General features: G+C 37.3%; 4 protein-coding genes and 1 pseudogene. All 5 read left to right on the top strand.

The window, feature by feature from the left end; all coding sequences use genetic code 11:
* A partial coding sequence (locus tag D8849_RS03805; RefSeq protein ID WP_125386241.1) for an LPXTG cell wall anchor domain-containing protein occupies positions 1-1,690 on the top strand: 1,690 nt, incomplete at its 5' end.
* 148 nt (positions 1,691-1,838) lie between these two features.
* Entirely contained in the window at positions 1,839-3,932 is a 2,094-nt protein-coding gene (locus D8849_RS03800) for a glycosyltransferase (protein ID WP_125386240.1), read from the top strand.
* Between the two features lie 2 nt (positions 3,933-3,934).
* On the top strand, positions 3,935-4,798 hold the full coding sequence (locus tag D8849_RS03795; RefSeq protein WP_260467568.1) for an acyltransferase: 864 nt from the start codon (positions 3,935-3,937) through the stop codon (positions 4,796-4,798).
* A 39-nt stretch (positions 4,799-4,837) separates the two neighbouring features.
* Positions 4,838-6,576 (top strand): annotated as a pseudogene (locus D8849_RS10615) (glycosyltransferase family 2 protein).
* A gap of 154 nt (positions 6,577-6,730) precedes the next feature.
* Positions 6,731-7,741: a sugar transferase gene (locus D8849_RS03780; RefSeq protein WP_125386239.1), complete on the top strand. Its 1,011-nt coding sequence runs from the start codon at positions 6,731-6,733 to the stop codon at positions 7,739-7,741.
* The last annotated feature ends 6 nt before the right edge of the window (positions 7,742-7,747 follow it).

Genomic DNA, 7,747 nt, shown 5'->3' with positions numbered 1-7,747 from the left:
AACAAGTGCATCAGCTTCAGCAAGCACATCGGCCTCTGAATCAGCGTCAACAAGCGCATCGGCTTCAGCAAGTACAAGTGCATCAGCTTCAGCAAGCACAAGCGCTTCAGCTTCAGCGTCAACAAGCGCGTCGGCTTCAGCAAGTACTAGCGCATCGGCTTCAGCAAGTACAAGTGCTTCAGCTTCAGCATCAACAAGCGCATCGGCTTCAGCAAGTACTAGCGCATCGGCTTCAGCAAGTACAAGTGCATCAGCTTCAGCAAGCACATCAGCTTCTGAGTCAGCCTCAACAAGTGCATCAGCCTCAGCAAGCACAAGCGCCTCTGAGTCAGCAAGCACATCAGCCTCTGAGTCAGCCTCAACAAGTGCATCAGCCTCAGCAAGCACAAGTGCATCAGCTTCAGCAAGCACATCAGCTTCTGAGTCANCCTCAACAAGTGCGTCAGCTTCAGCAAGCACATCGGCCTCTGAATCAGCATCAACAAGTGCATCAGCTTCAGCAAGCACATCAGCTTCTGAGTCAGCATCAACAAGTGCGTCAGCTTCAGCAAGCACATCGGCCTCTGAGTCAGCCTCAACAAGTGCATCAGCCTCAGCAAGCACATCAGNTTCTGAGTCAGCCTCAACAAGTGCGTCAGCTTCAGCAAGCACATCGGCCTCTGAATCAGCATCAACAAGTGCATCTGAGTCAGCAAGCACATCAGCATCTGAATCAGCATCAACAAGTGCGTCAGAGTCAGCAAGCACATCGGCTTCTGAGTCAGCGTCAACAAGTGCGTCAGAATCAGCAAGCACAAGCGCCTCTGAATCAGCATCAACAAGTGCGTCAGAGTCAGCAAGCACATCGGCATCTGAGTCAGCGTCAACAAGTGCGTCTGAGTCAGCGTCAACAAGTGCATCAGAATCAGCATCAACAAGTGCCTCAGAATCAGCAAGCACAAGCGCCTCTGAATCAGCATCAACAAGTGCGTCTGAATCAGCAAGTACATCAGCTTCTGAATCAGCATCAACAAGCGCATCTGAGTCAGCATCAACAAGTGCATCAGAATCAGCAAGTACAAGCGCCTCTGAATCAGCAAGCACATCAGCTTCTGAGTCAGCGTCAACAAGTGCATCAGAATCAGCAAGCACAAGCGCCTCTGAATCAGCAAGCACATCAGCTTCAGAATCAGCGTCAACAAGCGCGTCAGAATCAGCAAGCACAAGCGCCTCTGAGTCAGCAAGTACATCGGCTTCTGAGTCAGCGTCAACAAGCGCATCTGAGTCAGCGTCAACAAGTGCGTCTGAGTCAGCATCAACAAGTGCATCAGAATCAGCAAGTACAAGCGCATCAGAATCAGCAAGCACAAGCGCCTCTGAATCAGCAAGCACATCAGCTTCTGAGTCAGCGTCAACAAGCGCGTCAGAATCAGCAAGCACATCAGCTTCTGAATCAGCGTCAACAAGCGCGTCAGAATCAGCAAGTACATCAGCTTCTGAATCAGCATCAACAAGTGCATCTGAGTCAGCAAGCACATCAGCATCTGAATCAGCATCAACAAGTGCCTCTGAGTCAGCAGGTAAGACTAGACAGCAATTGCCGAATACAGGTACAGAAGCTTCCAAATCATCCGTGCTTTTAGGAGCTTTAGCAGCAGTTACAGGTATTGGATTGGTTGCGAAACGCCGTAAACGTGATGAAGAAGAGTAAGATAACCTATAAATTTAGGCTAAACTAACTCGTGCACATAAATCATAGAAACCCCTTGAAAAAGTAGAATTTTCAAGGGGTTTTTACTATTATATAGCTGAAATTTTGACTAAAAAATTGTATAATAAATATAAGGAGAAAATCGCTAGTGGATGATAAAATAACGGTCATTGTACCGGTTTACAATGTGGAAAGCTATCTAAGAAAATGCCTAGATAGTATTATTGCTCAAACATATAAAAATATTGAGATTGTTGTCGTTAATGATGGTTCTACTGATGCTTCAGCTGAGATTTGTAAAGAATTTGTAGAAATAGATCACCGAATTATCTATATAGAACAAGAAAATGCTGGCTTGTCTGCTGCACGAAACACTGGTCTGGAAAATATGTCCGGAGATTATGTGACCTTTGTTGACTCGGATGATTGGATTGAGCAAGATTATGTAGAAACTCTATACAAAAAAATAGTAGAGTATCAGGCTGATATTGCAGTTGGTAATTACTATTCTTTCAACGAAAGCGAAGGAATGTTCTACTTTCATATATTAAGAGACTCCTATTATGAGAAAGTATATGACAATGTTTCTATCTTTGAGAACTTGTATGAATCTCAAGAAATGAAAAGTTTTGCTTTGATATCTGCTTGGGGTAAACTCTATAAGGCAAGATTGTTCGGGCAGTTACGCTTTGACGTAGGTAAATTAGGAGAAGACGGTTACCTCAATCAAAAGATTTATTTATTGGCTGAAAAGATTGTTTATATCCATAAAGGTATCTATTCTTATCGCATTAGAAATAATAGTTTATCCAGGACTTGGACAGAAAAATGGATGCATGCCTTGGTTGATGCCATGTCTGAACGTATTACTTTACTAGCTAATATGGGATATCCTCTTGAGAAACACTTAGCAGTTTATCGTCAGATGTTGGGAGTCAGCATTGCGAACGGTCGAGCTAGTGGCTTATCTGATACAGCAACGTATAAAGAGTTTGAAATGAAAAGAACTCTTTTAAATCAGCTATCAATACAGGCTCAAAAGGAAAGGAAGGCTGTTGTCCTAGCAGCAAATTATGCCTATGTAGACCAAGTAATGACTACTATCAAGTCTATTTGTTACCATAATCGCTCAATCCGTTTTTATCTGATTAATAGCGATTTTCCTAATGAATGGATTAAGCAATTAAATAAGCGCTTAGAGAAGTTTGATTCAGAAATTATCAATTGTCGGGTAACGTCTGAGCAAATTTCACGTTATAAAACGGATATTAGTTACACAGTCTTTTTACGCTATTTCGTAGCTGATTTTGTAAAAGAAGAAAAGGCCCTCTACTTGGATTGTGATTTAGTAGTAACGAAAAATCTGGATAATTTGTTTGCTACTGACTTACAAGATTATCCTTTGGCTGCTGTTAGAGATTTCGGGGGAAGAGCCTATTTCGGTCAGGAAATTTTTAATGCTGGGGTTCTCTTGATCAATAATATTTTGTGGAAACAAGAACAGATGACACAAAAGTTGATTGATTTAACCAATGAATGGCATGATAAGGTGGAACAGGCAGATCAGAGTATCTTGAATATGCTTTTTGAACATAAATGGTTGGAATTGGACTTTGATTATAATCATATTGTCATTCATAAGCAGTTCACTGATTATCAGTTGCCTGTAGGCCAGGATTATCCTGCTATTATTCACTATCTTTCTTATCGGAAACCGTGGAAAGATTTGGCAGCTCAAACCTATCGTGATGTTTGGTGGTATTACCATAATCTAGAATGGACAGAGTTGGGACAAAATTATCATTTACATCCGCTACAAAAGTCTCATATCTATCCTATAAAAGAGCCTTTTGCTTGTTTAATTTATACTGCTTCAGATCATATCGAACAAATTGATACATTAATTCAATCATTACCAGATATTCAGTTTAAGATTGCTGCTAGAGTTATGGTCAGTGATCGTTTGAAACAATTGTTGATTTATCCAAATGTGACTATTTTTAATGGCATCCATTATTTGCTAGATGTAGATTCCGAACTGGTCGATACTTGTCAAGTTCTTTTAGATATCAATCACGGGGAAAAGACGGAAGAATTTTTAGAATATTTTACAGAAAATGGAAAACCAGTCTTCGCTTTTGAAAATACTAAAACGATAGACATGGGGCAGCTAACGTATCAGACAGATCAAGTCGGAGATATGATTGAAAAACTGAGAGAATGTGCAAGGGGATGGAGCTGAAGATGATTGGTGATGCTTTAATTTTAACTGTTAGTGACCAGATTGAACACTTGCTGTATCTCTTGGACCAGCTCCCACAAGTTTGTTTTCATATTGCAGCTCCCGTTGTATTTTCAGATAGAATGTTAGAATTACAATCAAAGGGAAATGTGCGCTTACATACAGTAACTGATGAAGCTAGTATTTCTTTTTTGATGAGAGTTTGTGATGTGTTACTGGATATCAACCATTATGAAGAAGTAGATCAGGTGGTGGCACGGTTTTCTCAGGCTGGCAAGAGAGTTCTTGCTTTTGATAATACTATGCATGGTCAACAAGGACAAGAATGCTATTCTTCCTCTACTCCTCAAGCAATGGTTGAGGCGATTTTAGATTGTTTGAATCAGCCTCATATAACCGTAAATGACTTGGACCGTATTTATCAGGAAGGCGCATGGAATTCCTTTGAGATAGGATCTTCTGCTAGTCTATGTGTCGCTCAGAAGGTTACTTGCCGTAATTTTGAGAGTTTTCAACTACCTGCTGGAAAGCTTATTCTTTATGAAGGAGTCTTTTTGAATAACTACTGTAGTATAAACTGTATTGATCGCATCGAAATCGGATCTGGAACCATGATTGGAGAAGGTGTCCGTTTTTATGACCATAATCATACTTATACAGCAGAGAGAATTGAAAAGTGGCAGTGGACTACGGCGCCGATTAGAGTTGGACGAGATTGCTGGATAGGAAGTAATGTCACGATTTTAAAAGGAGTGACGATTGGGGATAATACCATTATCGGAGCAGGTTGTCTTATTCGAAATGATATTCCATCAAACAGTGTGGTTTATAATGATGGGAATCTTTGTGTAAAAAGAAGAGATTAAACGGGAAATAGAATAAATCAAGGCTAGGTAAGTTAGTATATGGGGAATGAATTAATCAGTATTATAGTTCCAATCTATAATGTTGAGAATTATTTACGACAATGTTTGGAAAGTATTAGTGAACAAACATATAAAAACTTTGAATGCATTATGGTTAATGATGGTTCCACGGATAGCTCTCAACAAATAGCGGAAGAGTATCTAGTGGATAGTCGTTTCAAACTAATCAATCAATCTAATAAAGGTTTAAGTAGAGCTAGAAATACAGGGATTAGTCATATTAGAGAAGAGTCTACTTTTGTAGCTTTTGTAGATAGTGATGATTATATTTATCCTGATTTCTTAGAAACTTTAATAGAACACATCGAAGATGATGTTGATATTATAGAAGGAATGATTGAATATTTCCATGATAAAATAAAAGTGGATAGAGTCTGTCATAATTTTGAGAAAAAAATATTAATAACCAAGGATGACAAATTGGGAGAATTGGCATTAAATGAGCTGAGAGTTAGCGTTTTTCCAAAATTGTTTCGAAAAAGTTTATTAACAGAAGCTTTTTTTCCAGAGGGGTGGATATTTGAAGATTTAGCAGTTATTCCCGAGTTGGTAAGTCATTCAGGAAAATGGATTAAATTACCAAAAGTTATCTATGCTTACAGGATTCGTCCAAATTCAATTACTACTAAAGAGTTTTCAGAAGAAAAATTAGATGTATTTAAGATATTCGGAAAGTATGACTTGTTTTTTAAAGATGAGAGTGATATAACAAAATTATTGGTTGAAAAACTAAAATATTTACATTTGAATTATCATGACATCGAATTTGTACCAGAGAATAATCAGTATAAACAGTTATACAAACAAGAAAAACAAAAACTATTATCTAAAATAGCAGATTATGAAAGTAAAGCCTTAATTAGTATTATTGTACCTATTTACAATGTCGAGAAATACTTGAGACAGTGTTTGGATAGTGTTCTGAATCAAACTTATCAGAATTTTGAGTGTTTATTAATCAATGATGGCTCTCCAGATAATTCAGCAGATATCTGTAGAGAATATGTCGCCAAAGATGCTCGTTTCCGTTATTTTGAAAAGGAAAATGGAGGTCTTTCATCAGCACGTAACCTAGGTATTGAACGTTCGGGGGGACGTACATTACTTTTGTAAACTCGGATGATTGGTTGGATTCAGATTATTTAGAAGTACTATATTCAAAAATAGTAGAGTATGATACAGATTTTGTGATAGGATCATATAAACAGTTTAGTATGCCTGATAATTGTTATTATATGAATGTTTGGGAACAGGATTATTATGAAAAAATCTGGACTAGTCAGGAATTGCTAACTCAGCTACCAAACCTTGAAAATTATGATAGTTCTTACACAATTTCTTGGGGTAAACTATTTAAACGTTCTTTATTTGATGATATATTATTTAATGAGCAACGGAAATTTGGTGAGGATTTTGAGTGTAGCTTTAAATTGTATTTAACTATGACTAGCTGCTTATATATTCATAGAGCACTTTATAATTATAGAGTACACTCAGAATCGATGGTGGGAAAAGTTAGGACAGAGAGACAACTAATGGATGATGTGGAAATCCGACTTGGACGAATTCCTTTTTTGATTGGAAGAGGAATTGATTCGACTCCATATATTTCAAATTTGAAATCGTTCATTCAATTTAGAATAAATGAAAAGGAAAAAGTAGGTTTAGAAAATTCAAATGCGATACAGATGTATCAAGAAATACTTAGAAATTTATAGGAAATAATATCATTATTTTAAATGAAAATGATAGCTATTGATATGAAATAAAATCATAATCATTATTTAAACTTGCTATAATAGAAATTCTAAAAATCAGATTAAAGAAAAAGAGTTTTCTATTCTTAAAGTGAATTTTTAAAAGATAAGAAATATGAAATTACATTTAACGAATTTATACGGCATGGCAGGTGATAGTACGGTTATCTTAGCGCAAAATGCTGTTCAAAAGATTGCTAGCCAATTGGGATTTAGAGAAGTCGGTATCTATTTTTATAATATTGCTTCAGACAGTCCATCTGAAATGAATAAGCGTCTGGATGGCATTATGGCCAGTATCTCTATTGGAGATATATTAGTCTTTCAGTCTCCAACCTGGAATGGCTTTGAGTTTGATCGTCTCTTGTTTGATAAGCTAAAGGATATGCAAGTAAAGATTATTTGCTTTATTCATGATGTCGTTCCCCTCATGTTTGATAGTAATTATTATCTTATGAAAGACTATATGTATATGTATAATCTATCAGATGTTTTGATAGTGCCGTCTGAGAGAATGAAAGAACGGCTGATAGAAGAAGGCTTGACAACTAAGAAGATTCTCATTCAGGGGATGTGGGATCATCCTCATGATTTGTCTCTTTACACCCCTTCCTTTAAAAAAGAACTTTTTTTTGCTGGAAGTTTAGAGCGTTTCCCAGACTTGCAAAATTGGTGCCAAGATACGCTTTTGAGAGTATTTTCAAATAAAGGAGAAGCTAGTTCCAATGCTAGAAATCTTAGTATTGAGGGATGGAGAAAAGATGAGGAATTATTACTAGAATTATCAAAAGGTGGCTTTGGTCTTGTCTGGGGAACTCATCAAAACGATGGAGAAAGTAACAAATACTATACCTTAAATATATCTCATAAGGTTAGTACCTATCTGGCAGCTGGCATACCAGTCATTGTACCTGGTAGCTTGTCAACTGCTAAATTTATAGTAGATCAAGGCTTGGGTTTTGTGGCGGATAGTCTAGAAGAAGTTCATGAGATAGTTGATGAAATGAATCTACAAGAATATCAAGAAATGACGAATCGGATAAAAAACTTTAGTTATTTGTTAAAAGAGGGTTATTTCACTAAAAAGCTACTGGTAGATGCAATCTATCACTTGGGAATTAATTAAGGAAAT

This window comes from Streptococcus mitis (genome assembly GCF_003942765.1).
Taxonomy (GTDB): domain Bacteria; phylum Bacillota; class Bacilli; order Lactobacillales; family Streptococcaceae; genus Streptococcus; species Streptococcus mitis_BE.
This window is presented reverse-complemented; position numbering and strand designations above follow the sequence as displayed.

Coding starts and splice junctions, on each gene's coding strand:
- D8849_RS03795 (WP_260467568.1), top strand. CDS start 3,935: ATGATTGGTGATGCTTTAATTTTAACTGTTAGTGACCAGATTGAACAC.
- D8849_RS03780 (WP_125386239.1), top strand. CDS start 6,731: ATGAAATTACATTTAACGAATTTATACGGCATGGCAGGTGATAGTACG.